At 67.7% G+C, this 365-nt stretch carries 1 pseudogene; it reads left to right on the top strand.

The window, feature by feature from the left end:
• Positions 1 to 323: pseudogene (locus tag ACE04I_RS24560) on the top strand (penicillin-binding protein); the annotation flags it as partial.
• Between the last annotated feature and the right edge of the window lie 42 nt (positions 324 to 365).

Genomic DNA, 365 nt, shown 5'->3' with positions numbered 1-365 from the left:
CTCCGCTCGGCCGTGGCGGCACCGGCAGCTCGCTGGCCGCCCCGATCTTCGCCGATTTCATCGAGGAGGCCGTGAAGCGCTCGCCGCCGGAGAAATTCCACGTTCCGGAAGGCATGCAGTTCATTCCCGTCAATCGCAAGACCGGCATGGCTGCGGCGGAAGGTGCTCCGGACACCATCATGGAAGCCTTCAAGCCCGGCACCGGCCCGGCCGACGTCTTCGCGGTCATCGGCATGACCGACAACCTGCCGCCGGAGCAGATTCTGCAGACCTCGCCGCAGGCTCAGCAGGCGGTCACCTCCGGCATGCCGGGATTGTTCTAAGTCGCTTGTCGTGAACAGTCGCGGGGGGGGGGGGGGGGGGGG

It is taken from the genome of Rhizobium moroccans (assembly GCF_057559155.1).
Note: the sequence above shows the minus strand (reverse complement) of the source record. Positions and strands in the feature narration are given on the sequence as shown.